The 17,196-nt window shown below is 62.9% G+C and carries 10 protein-coding genes; 8 read left to right on the top strand and 2 right to left on the bottom strand.

All coding sequences use genetic code 11. From position 1 onward, the window contains the following. Nucleotides 1–6 precede the first annotated feature (6 nt). The 4 genes from J4E53_RS04645 to J4E53_RS04630 all read left to right on the top strand — a co-directional run bounded on the left by J4E53_RS04645 (nt 7) and on the right by J4E53_RS04630 (nt 4,577). Nucleotides 7–765, top strand: coding sequence for a hypothetical protein (locus J4E53_RS04645; protein ID WP_103308067.1), 759 nt, complete (start codon nt 7–9; stop codon nt 763–765). After that, the gene (tssI, locus tag J4E53_RS04640; RefSeq protein WP_103308068.1) at nt 765–2,774 is read left to right on the top strand and encodes a type VI secretion system tip protein VgrG; all 2,010 of its coding nucleotides are present in this window, start codon (nt 765–767) and stop codon (nt 2,772–2,774) included. Before J4E53_RS04645 ends, tssI begins: the two co-directional genes overlap by 1 nt. A gap of 13 nt (nt 2,775–2,787) precedes the next feature. Beyond that, nucleotides 2,788–3,324 (top strand): toxin-antitoxin system YwqK family antitoxin, encoded by a 537-nt coding sequence (locus J4E53_RS04635; RefSeq protein WP_060741939.1) that lies wholly within the window; start codon nt 2,788–2,790, stop codon nt 3,322–3,324. Nucleotides 3,325–3,623: 299 nt separating this feature from the next. Further along, on the top strand, nt 3,624–4,577 hold the full coding sequence (locus J4E53_RS04630; RefSeq protein WP_060741938.1) for an MBL fold metallo-hydrolase: 954 nt from the start codon (nt 3,624–3,626) through the stop codon (nt 4,575–4,577). A gap of 73 nt (nt 4,578–4,650) precedes the next feature. Here J4E53_RS04630 and J4E53_RS04625 read toward each other — a convergent pair whose 3' ends face one another. Continuing rightward, nucleotides 4,651–6,072, bottom strand: a complete 1,422-nt coding sequence (locus tag J4E53_RS04625; RefSeq protein ID WP_103308069.1) for a diaminobutyrate--2-oxoglutarate transaminase — start codon at nt 6,070–6,072, stop codon at nt 4,651–4,653. Between the two features lie 106 nt (nt 6,073–6,178). After that, entirely contained in the window at nt 6,179–8,239 is a 2,061-nt protein-coding gene (locus J4E53_RS04620) for a TonB-dependent receptor (RefSeq protein ID WP_060741937.1), read from the bottom strand. Between the two features lie 247 nt (nt 8,240–8,486). Here J4E53_RS04620 and J4E53_RS04615 point away from each other — a divergent pair, with 247 nt between their 5' ends. The 4 genes from J4E53_RS04615 (at nt 8,487) to J4E53_RS04600 (ending at nt 17,138) form a co-directional block, all read left to right on the top strand. Further along, on the top strand, nt 8,487–9,464 hold the full coding sequence (locus tag J4E53_RS04615; RefSeq protein WP_081015417.1) for a TauD/TfdA family dioxygenase: 978 nt from the start codon (nt 8,487–8,489) through the stop codon (nt 9,462–9,464). 7 nt (nt 9,465–9,471) lie between these two features. Beyond that, nucleotides 9,472–12,900: a condensation domain-containing protein gene (locus J4E53_RS04610; RefSeq protein WP_103308070.1), complete on the top strand. Its 3,429-nt coding sequence runs from the start codon at nt 9,472–9,474 to the stop codon at nt 12,898–12,900. Between the two features lie 17 nt (nt 12,901–12,917). Next, nucleotides 12,918–13,964 (top strand): TauD/TfdA family dioxygenase, encoded by a 1,047-nt coding sequence (locus J4E53_RS04605; protein WP_060741935.1) that lies wholly within the window; start codon nt 12,918–12,920, stop codon nt 13,962–13,964. A 111-nt stretch (nt 13,965–14,075) separates the two neighbouring features. After that, the gene (locus J4E53_RS04600) at nt 14,076–17,138 is read left to right on the top strand and encodes an amino acid adenylation domain-containing protein (RefSeq protein ID WP_103308072.1); all 3,063 of its coding nucleotides are present in this window, start codon (nt 14,076–14,078) and stop codon (nt 17,136–17,138) included. Nucleotides 17,139–17,196: the final 58 nt, after the last annotated feature.

The raw sequence follows: 17,196 nt of genomic DNA, 5'->3' as shown, positions 1-17,196 counted from the left end.
GGGTAAATGACCATGCAGATATTTGTTTCATTCAAGTCTATAAAGTCGAAAGTTATCGACTTGGCTGATCATACGACTTGTGCAGATGCCATACCTCTCATCGTTCAGGAGATCAACCCGTTATTGGGTGCACACCCGATTCCCGCACACGCAGATGTCTTCCTGACCAATGCCAAGGGTAAAGTCGCTTCGGAAACGCTGCTGCCAAATGAGAGCAGCTACACGCTTTTGGTATCCCTACCCTTCGTGCCAGTCCTCGATCCGGAAGTCATGTTGCTTCTGAGCATTCGCTTGCGCCAACAGATCAACTCTCCGAAACCCGGGCATCTTGTCTTTATCAGCACCGGCAGCCATATCAATGGCGATAAAGGCGCCCCCGAAGCCAGTAACCAGCAATGTCCGGCCGACCTTGTCAAACATTGCCATGCCGACGGGTTGCCGCTATCGATCATTTTGATAGACGCCGGTTTCCAGAACGATACAGGCGGTGGTCAGATCTATGATCATGACCCGAATTGGAAATTATCTATCGAGCTGCTCAATGGACGAGTGCGACATTTCGAACATGCATTAACGGGGTTCAAGCTTTCAACTTACCAAACCCATCTGGAGAATTGGGGGGACAACGCAACTCATCTGAGTGATATCGATCTGACGGTATTGGGTGCCAGACTCAACGGTGTCGACGGTCAACTGTTGGTTCGAATGTTTAACGGTGACATCACCTATAACAGCCGGCCTGAGATCCGGCTTGGCACTCGCTGATGCCCCGCTCCACCGACAGCAACACCACCCTCTCCCTCACCGCCGCCACGCTGTCGGCGCTGTATCCTGAATCGCTGTCCGGTGAGGAAAGCCTCAATGCCCTGGGCTCGCATACCCTCAATGGTGTCATCGACGGCGCCCCGCTGACGCTCGCCAGCGCAGTCGCCAGCCATGTCACCACCACCCTGCACAAGGACGCCCTGCTGCGCCCGCTGGATGGGCTGGTCGCCGAAATCCGCCAACTGCCCGCCGACGCCACCGCCGAGCGCTATCAACTGGTACTGCGCCCCTGGCTCTGGTGGCTGAGCCTTGCCAGCAATAACCGCGTGTTCCAGAACCTTGCCACCTCGGACATCGTCACCACGATCTTCAAGGCCCACGCGTTTACCGATTTCCAGCTCAAACTCAGCGGCAGTTACACGCCAAGGGAGTACTGCGTCCAGTACGGCGAAACCGATCTGGCCTTCGTTTCCCGACTGCTGGAAGAAGATGGGATCTTTTGGTTCTTCAGCCATGAAGCCGGTAAGCACACCCTGGTGCTGGCCGACAGCAACGACGCCTTCGCACCGATTCCCAACGGGCCGACTGTGAATTATCTCGGGCAGGGAATGGGCGAGCGGGAACTGCACGGCATCCGCTCAGGGCAGGTGTGCCTGCAGGCGGTGGCCGGGGTTTACCAAGCCACCGATTATGAATTCACCACGCCGACCACATCGCTCTTCAGCCAGGCCGAAGCCGTGGCCGGACCCAACTCGATGTACGAACATCCGGGCGGCTACAACGCCAAGGCCCAGGGTGATGCACTGACCAAACAGCGGGTGGACGGCCTGCGCAGCCAGGAGAAACGTTTTGTCGGCGAGAGCGACTGTCGCTGGTTGGTGCCGGGGTATTGGTTCACCCTCGCCGGCCATGAAGACACGACGCTGAATATCGACTGGGTGGTGACCTCAGTCAGCCACGAAGCCAGCCATGAAAGCTACCGCAATCGCTTCGAAGCGATCCCTAAGGCCACCGCTTATCGACCGGCCCGCACCACATCAAAACCGCGCATGCACACCCAGACGGCCGTGGTGGTGGGCAAGGCCGGCGAAGAGATCTGGACCGATGAATACGGGCGGATCAAGTTGCAGTTCCCCTGGGACCGTACCGGCAAGAACGACGAGACTTCCTCCTGCTGGGTGCGCGTGGTCCTGCCCTGGAGCGGCAAAGGTTTTGGCATGCAGTTCGTGCCGCGAATCGGCCAGGAAGTCATCGTGACCTTCATCGACGGCGACCCGGATCGTCCCTTGGTCACCGGTTGCGTCTATAACGGCGACAACGCCCTGCCTTACGCGCTGCCGGCGAACCAGACCCAATCCGGAATCAAGACCAACTCGTCCAAGGGCGGCGGCGGATTCAACGAGTTGCGCTTCGAAGACAAGAAGGACGCCGAAGAGGTGTTTCTCCAAGCGCAAAAGGACTTCAACATCAACGTGCTCAACGACACCACCGCCACCGTCGGCCACGACGAAACCCTCACGGTGCAGAACGCCCGCACCCGCACGGTGAAGGACGGCGACGAAACCGTCACCCTGGAGAAAGGCAAGCGCAGCGTGACCATCCAGACCGGCAGCGACAGCCTCGATGTGAAGGACACCCGCACCGTCACCGTGGGCTCGGACCAGACCCACAGCACCGGCGGCAACTACGACCACAAGGTCACCGGCAATTACAGCCTGACGGTGGACGGCAACCTGACCATCAAGGTCAGCGGCACCCTGACCCTGCAAAGCGGCGGCAGCTTCGCCATCAAGAGCGGCGCGGACCTGGCAGCCCAGGCCAGCACGTCCATCAGCCAGAAAGCCGGCACGGCCCTGAGCAACCAGGCCGGGACGTCATTGGAAAACAAGGCTGGCACCACCCTGACCAACGACGCCGGCATCAGCCTGGTGAACAAGGCGGCCGCCGAACAGACGGTGGACGGCGGCGGCATGCTGACCATCAAGGGTGGCCTGGTGAAGGTCAACTGACGGGAGCACGGCGATGACCACGAAAAGACTGGACCTGGAACGCGGCGACAGCCGGCTGGACGGGCAACTGGTCGATGGCCGGCTCGACGGCCCGCTGCACATCGAAGAAGCTCAACGCCCGCAGGCGAAACTCAACTACAGCCAAGGTGAACTGCAGGGCACCAGCACCCTGTATCACCCCAATGGCAAGGTCTCGGCGGTCCTGCCGTTCGTAAAGGGAAAATTGCAGGGCGTGGCGAGCTTTTATGCGGCCGAAGGCGGCTTGCAACGCCAGGCAACGTACCGTCGCGGGTTGCTGCACGGTGAGGCCAACAACTACTTCCCCGACGGGCAACTGGCCGAAGCCGAGGTCTATCGCGACGGTGTGCGCGATGGCCGCTACCGCCGCCTGCACCCCAACGGCAACCCGGCGGTCGAAGCCCGCTACCTCAACGGCCAACTGCTGGAACCGGCCCAAGCCTACGCCCAGGACGGCCGCCCACTGGACGCCGAGGGCAAACCGATCTCCCGGCTGCACTGGTGGTTCAAGCGCTGGAATGACCCTGCTTAAACATGCCCCCTGACTTTCCTGTGGGAGCGAGCTTGCTCGCGAAAGCGGTGGATCAGCTTAAATCGATGGCGGTGGGTCAGTCGCATCAATGGCGCCTGTACCGTCGTCTCCCCGGCTCACTGAATGCCCATACCTTTTGCTGGGGTCCATCACGCTAAAGCGCCTGTACAACATACCCACGTATGGTATCGAACGCGGTCCGGCGCGATGCAGACTCATTCTCCAGCGACAGCCACTTTCTCATGCCGAGAAAGGCGGCTTTCGCCAACGCCCTTGAGCCAAGCCTTCGGAGAACGACCATGACCACACATTTGAACGCCCCTGCCGCAAAGGATGGAATGCATCCGGATTCAAACATGAGCTTGCACGCTGCCTCGTACGAGGAGTTGGTCCCTTCGCGTTATGCGCTGAAAATTGGCGAGATCGACGTACTGGTGGTCAGCGATGGGGTGTTGCCCCTGCCGACCGCAACGATGTCCACCAATGCCGACCCAGCCGCTCGTGCGGCCTGGTTCAAGGACATGTTCCTGGGCCCGGACGCCTTCGATTGGGCGCTGAACGTGCTGGTGATACGGAGCGGCGAGCAGACCATACTGGTCGATGCCGGGCTCGGCGGCCAGTTTCCCGGTTTCCCGCGGGCCGGGCAGTTTCCCAAGCGCCTTGCCGCCGCTGGTATCGATCTGGCGTCGGTGACCGACGTGGTGATTACCCACATGCACATGGACCACATTGGTGGGCTGCTGGTTGATGAGGTGAAGCGCCGGCTGCGTCCAGACCTGCGGATCCACGTGGCCGCTAGCGAGGTAGCGTTCTGGGCGGCACCGGATTTCTCCCTCACCTCCATGCCCTCACCGGTACCGGACGTACTGCGCGCCACCGCCGAGCAATTCATGCGCGAGTACCACGACAAGCTGCGCACATTCGAGCAAGCCTACGAGGTCGCTCCGGGCGTGCTGGTCAAGCGCACCGGCGGCCATACGCCAGGGCACAGCGTGGTCCACGTGACCTGCGGCGAGGAGCGCTTGACGTTCGCCGGCGATGCGTTGTTCCCGGTCGCTTTCGACCACCCCGACTGGCACAACGGCTTTGAGCATGACCCTGAAGAATCGGTCCGCGTTCGGGTCCGCCTGATGCAAGAAGCGGCGGCGTCCGGTGAGCTGCTGGTCGCCACTCACCTGCCGTTCCCCTCCGTTGGCCGGGTGGCGGTCGACGGTGATGCCTTTCGTTGGGTAGCGGCCTATTGGGACTACTGAGTGCGCGTTGGACCGGGGCCAGCGTCCAAGCCGGACGCCGACCCTGACCCTGACCCTGACCCTGACCCGATGATCAGCGTGCGGGACGCTCGTTGATCGTGCTCGCGGCCTGGAACAGGATTTTCCCGACAAAATCGATTTCCTGCTCGGTGATGATCAACGGCGGCAGGAAGCGGACGGTCGCGCCGTGGCGGCCGCCCAGTTCAACGATCAATCCGTGCTTCAGGCACGCCTGCTGGAAAGCCTTGGCCCGGGCCGTGTCCACCGGCGGATGCCCCTGTACATCGGGGGTACCCTGCGGGTCGACGATTTCCATGCCGAGCATCAGGCCACGCCCACGCACATCACCGATCCAGTCGAACTCGTTTTGCAGTGCCTGCAATTGTTTTTGCAGATGAGCCCCCACCGTTTCGGCATGCTGGACCAAGCCTTGATCGCGGATGAAGCGCAAGGTCGCGGTACCCGCCGCCATCGCCAACTGATTGCCGCGGAACGTGCCGGCGTGGGCACCCGGCTGCCAGACGTCCAGCGACTCGTGGTAAACCATCACCGACAGCGGCAACCCGCCGCCAATGGCTTTGGACAGGGTGATGACATCCGGGGTGATGCCCGATTGCTCGAAGCCGAACATCCGCCCGCTGCGGGCAATGCCACACTGGATCTCGTCGACGATCAGCGGAATACCGTGGGCCTGGGTCAACCGGCGCAGTTCCTGCAGCCAGCGATCCGGCGCGGCAATCACCCCGCCCTCGCCCTGGATTGGCTCCAGGATCATCGCCGCGGGGGCGGTCACCCCACTTTCCGGGTCGTTGAGCAAGTGTTCGAGGTAGCGCACGTTCAAGGTGACCGCCTGATCGCCGGCCACCCCGAACGGGCAACGATAATCGTGGGGGAACGGCAGGCGCTGTACCCCTGGCATCAAGGCACCAAGGGCATTTTTGGGCGACAGGTTGCCACTGATGGCCAGCGTGCCCAGGGTCATCCCGTGATAGGCCCCTTCGAACGCCAGGACCGAGTGTCGCCCGGTGGCGGTGCGAGTCAGCTTGAGCGCGGCCTCGACCGCATCGGCCCCACTCGGGCCGCAGAACTGGATGCGTGCGTGACGAGCGAACTCGCTGGGCAGGCAAGCGAAAATTTCCTGGACGAATGCGTCCTTCACAGGTGTCATGAGGTCCAGGGTATGCATCGGCACGCCGGCCGCCATGACCTGGGTGATGGCTTCGATGATCACCGGGTGGTTGTGCCCCAGCGCCAGGGTCCCGGCACCGGCCAGGCAATCGACGAACACTTGCCCCCGGCTGTCCTGCACATAAATGCCATGGGCCCTTTCAAGCACCAGGGGAATGCGTCGCGGGTAACTGCGGGCGTTGGATTCCTGCTGTTGCTGACGCTCCAGCAGCGGCGTCGAATCGAGGCAGTAAGGGCTCGACAGACCGGTGTGCAACAGGCGTAGCTGTTGCGCGCCACCTGCTGTGACATTCGAAAAAGCACTCATGATTTCCTCCATGGAGGCTGGGTTTGGAAGGGAACGAACAGCCTGGAAACAAACATCCGAAACGTTGGAGCGGGCGCGGGGAGATTGCCTCCCCGCGCCCTTGGGTTTACATGTCGTAACGCAGAATCATCCCCACCGTGCGCGGTGCGCCGACGTCGATGATGTCGTCGTTGCGGTTGTTGGTGACGTATTCCTTGTCGAACGCGTTCTTCACGTAAGCGGAAACCGCGACGTTCTTGGTGACTTTGTACTCGGTGTTGAAATTCACCAGCACGTAGTTGTCGCTGCGGCGCTCACCGGTGACCTTGCCGCTGGCATCGAACTCGTATTCCGAAGGCGCGGTGCTCTGGTAGGTCACGTCCGTGCCGAATATCAGACGGTCGTCGAAGCGATAGACACCGCCCACGGACATCTTGTACTTGGGCGAGTAAAGGAACGATTCGCCGCTCCGGTCCTGCCCATTGTCCGCAACGAAGTCCTTGTATTTGGCATCGGTGATGGCGCCACCTACATTGAGGGTCAGTTGTTCGGTGATATCTTTTTCGACAAAGACCTCCAGGCCCTTGATGTCACTGCGACCGGCGTTGAAGATATCAATGACGTTGCTACCGTTCTCCCGCACACTGACCTGCTGGTCTTTCCAGTCGGTGTAGTACAGGTTGGCGCGGGTGCGCAGGGTCTTGTCGAAGAAGGAACCGCGATAGGACAACTCGTAGTTGGTGGTGTATTCCGGGTCATAGGCCTGGTGGCCACTACCGGAGCGCAGGTTGACACCGCCACCGCGGTAGCCCTTCTGCACCATGAAACCGAGGTACTGGTCCGTTGCCAGTTCGTAGTCGATGCCCAGTTTCGGTAGCACGGCATCAAACGACTTTTTGATTTTCTCCGGGACGAAGCGGCCGTCCTCCTCGATATCGGTATCGTTCGTCTCGTGGTCGTAACGCAGGCCGGTGATCAACGTCCAGCGCGGCGCGAACGTCCAGTTCACTTCACCAAACACCGCCTTGTTTTCAATCTTGGTATCACCTTTGACGGTACGAACCAGTACGTCATCGAACAGCAACCGGTCGTGGAAGTTGTTGGTGTTGTGGCCATAGTAGGCCCCGACGAAACTCTTCACCGTGTCCGAGGCGTAATTCAGACGCAGCTCCTGACTGAACAGGTTACCGTCCTGTTTACGCAGAACGACCTCGTTGTCCACGGCAGTCTGGTCGAAGTCCAGGCGGTTGCTGTAGTCCGTACTGGTATTGGCGGTCATGCTTGTCAGCGACCAGGCATCGTTCAGGCGATAGTCCACCTTGGCGCTGAGGGTGTCCTGCTTGAGGTTGTCGAAGGCCTTGGTGTTGGACGCGATGTCGTAGTAGCTCGGCTTGCCATTGACGCGCATGGTCGAACGGTCGCCCTGGCGGTGTTCGCTGTGGGCGTAGGTCAAGAGGACATCGGTGTCATCGTTAGGCAGGATCAGCAATTTGCCGCGGGTGTTGCTGGTGCGACGCGGGTTGGCGTCGTCATTGAGCGTGGTGTTGCGGATATAGCCGTCACCTTCGCCGTAATCCACGGCGATACGCCCGGCGATCTTGTCATCCACGATGGCCCCGCCACCCGCCACGGCCGCGCCGTGCTCACCGTAGTTGCCCACGCTGGTCTGCGCCGAGAAACTCGGTTCGAAGGTTGGGTTCTTGGTCTGGATGACCACCGCACCCGCCAGGGAGTTACGACCTTGGGTGGTTGATTGCGGGCCAAGGAAAACCTCGACCTGCTCGGCATCCCACAGCGGGACCGGGCTGAGGGTCAGTGCGCGGTTGGGCTGCACGGCACCGTCGACATACACCGACACCGCACCGTTGAGAGCCGCCGGGCCCTGATCGTCAAAACCGGACACCGGCACGCCACGGATACCCCAGTTCTCATTGCCGGCCTGGCTATAGACGCCGGGCGTGCGGGCAAACACATCCACCAGGTCCTTGTCGCCGTGCTCACGCAGATTCTTGTCGGTGACGACCACAACGCTGGACTGGGTCTTTTCGAGGGTACGGTCGATCTTTTCACCGGTCACGGTGATTGGAGCGATCTCCATCTTGCCGGCTTCTTCAGCCGCCCAAGCGCCGTTGCTCAAGCCTATGGCCGACCCTACAGCCAACGCAATTGTGTTCTTTTTGAAATTCACGCCTCGCTCCCCTGCGACAGATATTTTTGGTTTTTTGAGCTGGCCGAAGGCTGTTTGGCGCCAGCGGAGCGGAGTCTAATCCAAAAAAAAAATTAAATAAATAGTATTGATAATCCCTCTCATTTGTACCTAGTATGTCGTCTTGTATTGAATTGAATACATTACAGACGAGTCCTACACAACCGACCGCTGCCCTGCTTTCAAGGTCTTGTGACTGGTCGAAGAAGCTATAAGAGGATGCACAAGGATGACCTCAATCGAACACCTGAACGGGCGTTCCGAACTGTTTTCAATGGCGCCCACGGATGCAAGCGCCCAAGCGCTGCCCGTGCTGGTGCAGGGGACATCGGGACAGTCGATCCATGACCTGGACGCCTCGATTCGCGACGGCCTGGCCCAGGTCCTGACTAAGGTGGGCGGCGTATTGTTCCGCGGCTTCACCGTCGCCACCCCCATCGATTTCAAGCGCTTCGCCGCCAGCTTCGGCGCGCCGCTGGCCAGCTACGAATTCGGCTCCACGCCGCGCAGCAAAGTCTTCGCCGGGGTCTATAGCTCCACCGAGTACCCGGCCCATCAGTTCATTCCGTTGCACAACGAACAGGCCTACACCCGCCCCTGGCCTTCGCGCATCTGGTTCCACTGCATCAAGGCCAGTGAAACCGGCGGCGAGACCCCGATTGCCGACAGCCGCCTGATCTACCAGCGCATGCCTGCCGACATCCGCGAGCTGTTCGCCAGCCGCGAGCTGCTTTATGTGCGCAACTACAGTGGCGCCCTGGACCTGCCCTGGGAAAAAGTCTTCAACACCCAGGACCGCGCCCAGGTCGAACGCTACTGCCAGGACAACGACATCGAATGGGAATGGAAAGCCGACGGCGACCTGCGCACCCGCCAGCGTTGCGCCGCCGTGCAGCAGCATCCCGAGACCGGTGAGTGGGTCTGGTTCAACCAGGCGCACCTGTTCCATGTCTCGGCCATCGAACCGAGCGTACGCGCCAGCCTGCTGGCGGCGGTGGGTGAAGAAAACCTGCCGCGCCATGTCTATTTCGGCGACGGTTCGCCGATCGCCGACGACATGCTCGACACCGTGCGCGAGGTCTATCGCGAGACTGCCATCAGTTTCCCCTGGCAGCCCGGCGATATCCTGATGCTCGACAACCGACTGGTGGCACACGGTCGCAATCCTTTCACCGGTGACCGCAAAGTCATCGTGGCCATGGCGTGAACTGCACATGTTTTCATTCGAACACTGGATCGACGTGCTGGAAGCCAACGCCCAGCACTTCCCTCAGCGTGCCGCCCTGCATTTTCTGCCGGACGGCGTAGAGATTGGCGAAACCCTGACGTTTGCCCAACTGCACGAGCAATCCCGCTCCCTGGCGGCTGCGCTGCAAGCGCGTTATGCACCGGGTGATCGGGTGCTCTTGATGCTGCCCAGCAGCCTCGACTACGCCCGCGCCTTCTGCGCTTGCCTGTATGCGGGCCTGATTGCGGTGCCGTTGTTTCCACCACCGTCGCGCAAACCGCGCCACCTCGACCGCGTGCGCAACGTGGTGGTGGATGCCGAGCCGGCACTGATTCTCGCCCCGGCGGATTATTGCGAAGGCTTGCTGGAACTGGTGGAGGGCCGGGTCGATGTGCTGACTGTCCAGGACCTGGGCACACCACCGGCCAGCCAGTGGCAACGCCCGGCCATCGACGCTTCGACCGTGGCCTTCCTGCAATACACCTCGGGGTCTACCGGCTCGCCGAAAGGCGTCGAAGTACGTCAGCGCAATCTGATCGCCAACGTCGAACTGATGCGCCAGGCCTACGCTTTCGACGAACACGGCGCCATGGTCAACTGGCTGCCGCTGTACCACGACATGGGCCTGATCGGCGGTATGCTGGCCCCGCTCTACAGCGGCATGCCGTGCTACCTGATGGCTTCCCAGACCTTCGTCAATGCGCCGTCGACCTGGTTGCAAGCGTTGAGTCGCTATCGCGCCACCGCCAGTTTCGCCCCCAACTTCGCTTATGCCCTGTGCAACCGCGTGGTCAGCGATAACCTCATCGCGCAGCTCGACCTGAGCGCCTGGAAGCACGCGATCAACGGCGCCGAACCGATCCACCCTGGCACCCTCGAAGCGTTCGCCCAGCGCTTTGCCGCCTGTGGCCTCGACCCATTGGCCATCAGCCCCGGTTATGGCCAGGCCGAAGCGACCCTGTGTGTCAGCGCCACGCCGGCCGACGCGCTGCCGGTGGTGCTGCGCCTGGACAAGGCCGTGCTGGAGACCGGCCGCGTGGCGCTGGCGGCGACCGATGCCGCCGCCGTGGAGTTCGTCGCCTGTGGTTACCCGCAAGCCCTGCACAGCATTGCCATCGTCGACCCGCAAACCTTCGAGCAATGCGCCGCCGATCGCATTGGCGAAGTCTGGCTCAAGGGCCCGAGCAACGCCGAATCCTATTGGAAGAATCCCGAAGCCACGCGCGAAGCCTTTGAAGCCCGGATTGTTGGCTCATCAGACCATTACCTGCGCTCCGGCGACCTGGGCTTCATGCACGAAGGCCAAGTCGTGATCTGCGGACGGCTCAAGGACCTGTTGATTCTCAATGGGCGCAACCTCTACCCCCACGACATCGAATTCGCCATTACCGACGCCGAGCCGGGCATCCGCACCGGGCGCATTGCCGCCTTCTCGGAAATGGACCCGGCACTGGGTCGCGAGAAGCTGGTGATTGTCGCCGAGCCGCAACGCAAGTTCGTCGACCCGGCGCATCACCCAACGCTGTTCGCGTCAATGCAAAACGCCGTGCGCGAAGCCGCCGACTGTGGCATCGACCAGATCGTGCTGGTGCAAGCCGGCACCATCCCGATGACCACCAGCGGCAAGATCGCCCGTCAAGGCGCACGCAAACAGCTCGCTGCGGGCACGCTGAGCATCATCGCCCAGAGCGGTGCCGTGCTGGCCGCGAACGGCGTGACCCTCGACCTTGCCCAGCTCAAGCGCCTGGCGACCGAAACGCCGCAACAGGCCCAAGCCGCCTGCCGCCAATGGCTGGAACAGACGCTGCACGCGGTCAACCCGTATTTTTCCGCCAACTTCGACCTCAGCCTGATCGGCCAGGGCCTGGACTCCATCGGCGTGGCCGACTTCGCCGCGCGCCTGCACAAGGACCTGGGCTGGAACCTCGATACCCAAGATCTGTTCGGGGAAACCACCCTCGGCCAATGGGCGCTGGCCCTGCAAGACCTCCTGAATCAGCCGGTGCCGACGGCCGAGGCTTCGACCGATCAGGCCAACCTCAGCCAGGGGCATCAATCGTTCGCCCAGCGTCGCCTGTGGTTCCTGCGCCAACTGAACCCGGACGACACCCGCCACAACCTGGTGCTGCACCTGCGCCTGCAAGGTCCGCTGGACATCGAGACGCTGGCCCTGCGGTTGAACACGCTGGTCGAGCGACATGGCGTGCTGCGCACGGTGTACCGCGACGGTGTCGATGGCCCGCAACAACACGTGTTGCCGGCCACGGCGGTAGCGCTGGTCCATCATGATGTGCGTGAGCAGAATGAAGCGCAGCAACAACAGACGCTGAGCCAGCGCTTGGCCCACGAACACGCCACCCCCGTCGATTTGCAAGCCGGCCCGCTGCTGCGGGCGCAGTTATTCAGCCGACATGACCAACAGCATGACCTGCTGCTGACCCTGCACCACATCGCCTTCGACGGGCGCTCGGCGCAACTATTGCTGGCGGAACTGGCGGGGGCGGCCGACGCCGCGCTCCCGGGGCAATACCTCGATTTCGCCCAATGGGAAGCCCGGCACTGGAACGAACAGCGGATCGCCGACGAGCAGGACTTCTGGCGCGGACACTTGGCCGGCATGCCCCAAACCTTGGAGCTGGGTGGCAGCGGCCAGGCCCCGGGCGAACACAGCCTGGACTTCACCGTGCCCCAGGCCAGCTGCGAGCGGTTGGCAGCACTGGCCCGCGAGCAAGGCATGACCTTGTTCATGCTGTTGCTGGGCAGTTACCAATTGGTGCTCAAGCAATTGGGCGGCCAGCAGCAATTCCTGCTGGGCACCGACGTCAGCGGCCGGCCATTGGCCGAGCACAACGACGTCATCGGCTTCTTCGTCAACCAGTTGACCCTGCGCTGTGACCTGCGTGGCGAGCCAACCCTGGCCGGTTTCCTTGAGCGGGTTCGCGATGAAGCGCGCCTGGCCTACGCCCATCAAGGCCTGCCTTTCGATCTGGTGGTCTCGGCCCTCGCGCCGCAGCGCCGTCCCGGTCACTCGCCGCTGTTCCAGGTCAAGCTCAACTATCAACCGTCACGGGTGACGCCGACCGCCATCGCCGGCGCGCAGTTGGCCGCGCTGGACGTGGCCCAGGCACCAGGGGATTTCCACCTGGTACTCGACCTCGTGCACGGCAGCGAAGGCCTTGCCGCGACCCTCAAGTATCGCGGCGACTACTTCGACCAGGGCCGAGCCTTGCGCCTGCAGCACCTGTGGACGTGCCTGCTGGAACACCTGCACACCCTGCTGGACGAGCCGTTGCCGGCACTGGCCGAGCGCATCGACAGCTGGGACCAGGCCTTTGCCCGTGAGCGGCAACAGTCCCAGGCACTGGCCGGTCGCAGCCAGATGATGCAAGCCAAACGTCGCTCCTTGTCCCTTTAACCGAGTCGGATGCCGTTATGTCTATCGTGCCCCCATCGCCACGCGCCCTCGGCGCCGTGCGTCGCAAAGCCATGAACGTCTCGGAACAACAACTGGTGACCGAGCGCCTGCTCAGCCCGGACCATGCCCTGCCCCTGGTGATCGAGCCAGCGGTCAGTGGCGTCGACCTGATCGCCTGGGCCACCCGGGAACGCGAGTCGTTGGAAAAGAAACTGCTGCAGTACGGCGCCCTGCTGTTTCGTGGCTTCAACGTCGCGTCCGTCGAGCAGTTCGACCAGGTGATCGCCGCCCTTTCCCCCGGAGCGCTGGAATACATGTTCCGTGCCTCGCCCCGGACACGGGTCGGCGGCAATATCTACACCTCGACCGACTACCCGGCCGACCAGATGATCTTCCCCCACAACGAACACTCCTACTCACCGCGCTTCCCGCTGCGGCTGTTCTTCTACTGCCAACTGCCGTCCGAGACCGGCGGTGAAACACCGATCGGCTCGACCCGCGCCGTGAAGGCCAGGATCAGCCCGCAGATCGAAGCGCGGTTCCGGGAAAAAGGCGTGCTGTACGTTCGCAACTACGGCGATGGTTTCGGCCTGCCGTGGCAGACCGTGTTCCAGTCCGAAGACCGTGGCGAAGTGGAAGCCTACTGCGCCAGCGTCGGCATCGAAGTGGAATGGAAAGACCACAATCGCCTGCGCACCCGCCAACGCGGGCCGGCCGTGGTGCGCCATCCGCGCACCGGCGAAGAGGTCTGGTTCAACCACGCCACGTTCTTCCACATCAGCACCCTGCCTGGGCGAATCCGCGATTCGCTGCAAAGCAACTTCAACGACCTCGACCTGCCCACCAACACCTTTTATGGCGATGGCGAACCCATCGAGCCCCAGGTCCTGGAGTCGCTACGCGCGGCCTACCTCGACTCGCTGGTGCGGTTCAGTTGGCAACAGGGGGACGTGTTGTTCATCGACAACATGCTCGCTGTGCACGGTCGCGAACCCTTTACCGGCAAGCGCGCCATCATGACTGGCATGGCTGAAGCCCTGCTGTCGAGCGACGTTGCCGTCTGACATTCAACGGGTCCACCCGCCGTTCGCAGGAGGCTTGCCTGACCCATGTCCAGCAAGCCCCAGCGTCTGTGCGGCGATCCAGGCTCAAGCCCTTTTCCAGTCGAGATGAACATGAGCGGACTTCAAGGTTTTCGTATTTCGCCGCAACAGGCATCGGTTTACCCCCACATCAATGGCGCGGCGGAGCACCCGTTCAGTTGCCATTTGCAATGGTCGCTGTCGCAACCGCAGGACATCGACGCCCTGAACAAGCGCCTGCAGGCGCTGGTGGCCGACAGTGAAATCCTGCGCACGCGCCTGATGCCCGTGCCCGGCCTGCGCCACCCGGTGCAGGTGATCGATGAAACCGCTCCGCTGGCGGTGAAGCTCCAGGACCTGCGTCAATACAACCACGCCGACCAGGACGCCGCGCTGGCCCAACTCGCCGACCAGCCCCGCGACTGGACGTCTCCCCTGTACGTGACCCTGGTGCGCCTGTCCGATGAACAGACGATCCTGGACCTGGCGGCGGCCAGCAGCCACTTCGACCTCGCCAGCCTGAAATGGCTGGCCGGTGCACTGCTGCAAGACAGCGCCACGGACCTGTCCGACACCTTGCAGTACGCCGACTACGCCGAATGGCGCTGGAGCCTGGTTGAAGACGCGCCGGACCATCCAGGCGTGAGCTTCTGGAAACCCTCGGGCGAAACCGAACAGGCCACCCTGCAACTGTCCCTCGAATCGATCCTCGAAGGCGGGTTTGCGCCGACCCGATTGGACCTGGCGCTGCCGGCCGACCTCGCCCGCCACCCGGCCCTGACCCCGGACGTGCTGCTGGCCGCATGGGCAGCGGTATTGGGACGACTGGCCGGCCAACAACAGGTGCCGCTCACCCTGATCCATGAAAGTCGCGGCGCGGAACTGGAGAACACCCTGGGTCTGTTCGAGCAGTGCCTGCCCGTGAACATCGAACTGGATGCCCAGGTGACCCTGCTGGAGCAAAGCGCGCAAGTAGCCGCCACCCTGGAACGGGCGGTCGGCTGGCAGGACTATTACACCGGCACCCTCGACGCCGGATACGCCTTTGCCTGGCGCTCGGGCGATGCCCGGGAACGTCATGCCAGCGCGGTGATGAATCCGCTGAAGGCATGCCTGAACGTCCGCCAGTTGCCCGACGGCCTGCACGCGCAACTGGTCTACGACCGCCATGCCCTCAGCGCCGAAGCCGCCGGCTGCCTTGCCGAGCAATGCCTGCAACTGCTGCAAGGTGCCCTGGCGGAACCGCAACAGGCCTGGGCCCAGTTGCCCCTGGGTGGTGCACTGCAATCCCAACTGATTGGCGCCGGCGCGAGCGTGCCGTCCATCGAACCCGTGACGCTGGTGGAATTGATTGCCCGTCAGGTTCGCCAGCAACCGAACGCCATCGCCCTCAGCGACCAGGACGGCGACCTCAGCTACAGCCGCCTCGACGCCTGCGCCACGCAACTGGCCCATCGACTGGTCGCTGCCGGCATCGGCCCCGGGGTGCCCGTCGGCATCCTGTTCGCCCGCAGCAACGCGGCCATCGTTGCCATGCTCGCCGTCTTGAAAGCCGGTGGCGCCTACGTGCCAGTCGACCCGACCTACCCGGCCGACCGCCGCGCCTACATGCTCGCCGACAGCGCCATTGCCCACATCGTGGTCAGCGCCGAACTGGCCGACAGCGTGCCGGTCCATCTGCTACGCTTCGTGCTGGACGACCTGGCAACGCCGGACCTCGGCGATTGGCCGGCGCTGCCGTTGCCGGACGCGAACGACCTCGCCTACCTGATCTACACCTCCGGCTCTACCGGTGCGCCGAAAGCCGTGGAAATCAGCCATGGCGCGCTGAGTTTCTCGACCCAAGTGCGCATGGCCGCCTATGAGACGCCCGTGCGCGCCTACCTGCTGCTGTCCTCGTTTGCCTTTGACAGTTCGGTCGCCGGGATTTTCTGGACCCTGGCCCAAGGCGGACGCCTGGTGTTGCCCGCCCCGGGTGAAGAGCTGGAGATGGCTCGCCTGGCGCAGTTGATTGCCCAGCATCAGGTCAGCCACGGCCTGTCGCTGCCATCGCTGTACCAGGCCCTGCTCGATCAATTGCAGCGCAGCGACGCAGCCGCTCCCCTCGCCTGCTGGATCGTCGCCGGTGAAGCTTGCCCGCCGTCGCTGATCGCGCAACACAGCAAGACCCTGCCAAACGCCCGGCTGGTGAACGAATACGGTCCCACTGAAGCGACGGTCTGGGCCACCTATGAAGTGTTGGAGCCCAGCCGGAACGTCAGCATCGGCCGCCCCATCGCCGGCATGGACCTGCGCCTGCTGAACGAATTCGACCGCGCTTGCGGCATTGGCGAACCGGGCGAGATCGTCCTGGCCGGCCCGACCCTGGCCCGCGGCTATCGCAACAAGCCCGAAGAAACCGCCAAGGCCTTCGTCACCCTGGCCGACGGCACTCGTGCCTACCGTACGGGCGACCTGGCCTGCTGGTTGGCCGACGGACGCCTGGCGTTCCTGGGCCGCAAGGACCATCAGGTCAAGGTCCGCGGCTACCGCATCGAACTGGGCGAAATCGAACGCCAGTTGTGCAGCCACAGCGACGTGCGCGAAGCCGCGGTGATCGTCCAGGAACATGCCGCAGGCAAACGCCTGCTCGCCTACATCCTGGCTGCCCACGGCTACGCGCCGGATTCGGAGGCGATCAAGCGCTTCCTCGGTGAACGCCTGCCGTCGTACATGGTGCCGGCCCTGGTGCTGACCCTGGCAAGCTTTCCGCGCACGCCCAACGGCAAGCTCGACACCCGCCAGTTGCCCGACCCGGACCAGTTCGACGAAAACGCCCACGTGGCGCCGCGCAACGCCATGGAAACCGCCCTGCAAGCGATCGTCGCCAAGGTCTTGAAACTCTCGACAGTGAGTGTCACCGACAACTTCTTCGCCATCGGCGGTGACTCGATCCTGAGCCTGCAAGTGGTGGCCCAGGCCCACGAGCAAGGCATCGCGCTGTCGGCCAAGCAAGTCTTCGAACGCCAGACCATCGCGGCCATGGCCGAGGTCGCGCAACCGCTGGAGCCGAGCGCCGCCGAGCCGCAAGCCGACAGCACCGAATTCAGCGCCTCGGGCCTGTCCGATGACGAAATGCAAGCGCTGATGGCCGAACTGGACGAGGCCGACCTGTGAACGGTTCCTCCCGTCGCCCCGCCATCACCGTTGCCCCTTTTTACGCAGGACGCTTTCA

It is taken from the genome of Pseudomonas sp. FW305-28, from assembly GCF_017351395.1.
GTDB lineage: Bacteria > Pseudomonadota > Gammaproteobacteria > Pseudomonadales > Pseudomonadaceae > Aquipseudomonas > Aquipseudomonas fluorescens_AA.
Note: the sequence above shows the minus strand (reverse complement) of the source record. Positions and strands in the feature narration are given on the sequence as shown.

Excerpts from the sequence above, each read along its gene's own strand:
- J4E53_RS04610 (WP_103308070.1), top strand. The coding sequence starts at position 9,472 with ATGTTTTCATTCGAACACTGGATCGACGTGCTGGAAGCCAACGCCCAG.
- J4E53_RS04635 (WP_060741939.1), top strand. The coding sequence starts at position 2,788 with ATGACCACGAAAAGACTGGACCTGGAACGCGGCGACAGCCGGCTGGAC.
- J4E53_RS04645 (WP_103308067.1), top strand. The coding sequence starts at position 7 with ATGACCATGCAGATATTTGTTTCATTCAAGTCTATAAAGTCGAAAGTT.
- tssI (WP_103308068.1), top strand. The coding sequence starts at position 765 with ATGCCCCGCTCCACCGACAGCAACACCACCCTCTCCCTCACCGCCGCC.
- J4E53_RS04615 (WP_081015417.1), top strand. The coding sequence starts at position 8,487 with ATGACCTCAATCGAACACCTGAACGGGCGTTCCGAACTGTTTTCAATG.
- J4E53_RS04625 (WP_103308069.1), bottom strand. The coding sequence starts at position 6,072 with ATGAGTGCTTTTTCGAATGTCACAGCAGGTGGCGCGCAACAGCTACGC.
- J4E53_RS04630 (WP_060741938.1), top strand. The coding sequence starts at position 3,624 with ATGACCACACATTTGAACGCCCCTGCCGCAAAGGATGGAATGCATCCG.
- J4E53_RS04605 (WP_060741935.1), top strand. The coding sequence starts at position 12,918 with ATGTCTATCGTGCCCCCATCGCCACGCGCCCTCGGCGCCGTGCGTCGC.
- J4E53_RS04600 (WP_103308072.1), top strand. The coding sequence starts at position 14,076 with ATGAGCGGACTTCAAGGTTTTCGTATTTCGCCGCAACAGGCATCGGTT.